This window comes from Cyanobacteriota bacterium, from assembly GCA_025054735.1.
Taxonomy (GTDB): domain Bacteria; phylum Cyanobacteriota; class Cyanobacteriia; order SKYG9; family SKYG9; genus SKYG9.
The window spans coordinates 1-1,131 of the sequence record JANWZG010000679.1 but is presented as its reverse complement, the minus strand read 5'-3'; the positions used below and the strand labels follow the sequence as shown (position 1 = coordinate 1,131).

The window sequence follows — 1,131 nt, the reverse complement described above, 5'->3', positions numbered from 1 at the left end:
CTGCAAATCTGCCATGGTGTTAATGCCAAACCGGGCAGTGGTGATTTCACTGTGCTTAGCACGGAACTCGTTCAGCGTGCGAGATTGTCCTGATGGTTCCGCCGGAGTGGCAATGTCGGCATAGATCGTATCTCCCAGTTTCAGGAAGAACTCTAGATTGCGGGTGTCTACATTCGAGAGAGAGGGGAAGGGAGAAGCCTGCTGCCAGTCACCTGTGGCACCAAAGCGCAAGCCGTTGGGAGTGGAGATGGGGGCAGAGGTTTTAAACCGTCCTGTGAGGGTGGTGTTGGCAGCATCGGTGACCCGGTAGTAGTAGGTAGTGTTGGGGATCAAGCCTGTGATGTTCACCTTAACGGGGATGTTGATGCCCTCAGCGGAGTTAGCCACCGTAGCAGTCCGAGTGCCAGCGATCGTCGCAAAGGTAGGACTGGTGGAATATTCAAACCGCACCGTGCCTGGAGCTGTGCTGCGAGTCCACAAGACAGTGGAGTTGCTGGTAGTGTCGCCGCTAGCTACGCCATTGGGCATGGTGCTAGGGGGCACAAAGGTACCCGCTACGTTCTGCCAGGGTACGTACTTAAAGTTGGTGGCAACGTTTTCAATCTCACCATTGGCATTGACTATAAATCCAGGTTTGTCATTACCGTCATGCACAACAAGTAAGCCCTGGGTGAAGGCACCGATCGCCTCTGCAATCACGTCAGCGCCATCAGAAGATTCCACACTGTCAATTGCCCCATTGGCACCAACCACAAAGCTACCCAAGTATTCATTAGCACCCTGACGATTAAACACTGCAAAGTTGCTCTCGCCTTGGCTAGATGCCAACAAATAGCCTGTGCCGTTGGGGCCGTAGTAAATCGTTAACCCCTCCACATCATCCCGACGGAGACTGGGACTGTTAGGCGATACACGGTGGATCAACACGCCAGAGACGGCACCCGTGGCTGCTGTAGTTCCCGTGGGGGTAGTGGAAAATGGAAACTTCCAGATGCCTACATCTTCCTGGCCAGCGTAGATGTAGCCCGTGTCTCGATCGACGACGATGCCCTCAAACTGGGCGTTGGCGGGGGATGGTGGCGTAGGCGCAATCAGGGTGCGGCGAAAACTAGGGTCGATCGTTACTGTGCC

The 1,131-nt window shown here is 54.7% G+C and carries 1 protein-coding gene; it reads right to left on the bottom strand.

Features of this window, described 5'->3' with window-relative positions; translation table 11 throughout:
• A partial coding sequence (locus NZ772_19335) for a phytase (protein MCS6815711.1) occupies positions 1 to 1,131 on the bottom strand: 1,131 nt, incomplete at both ends.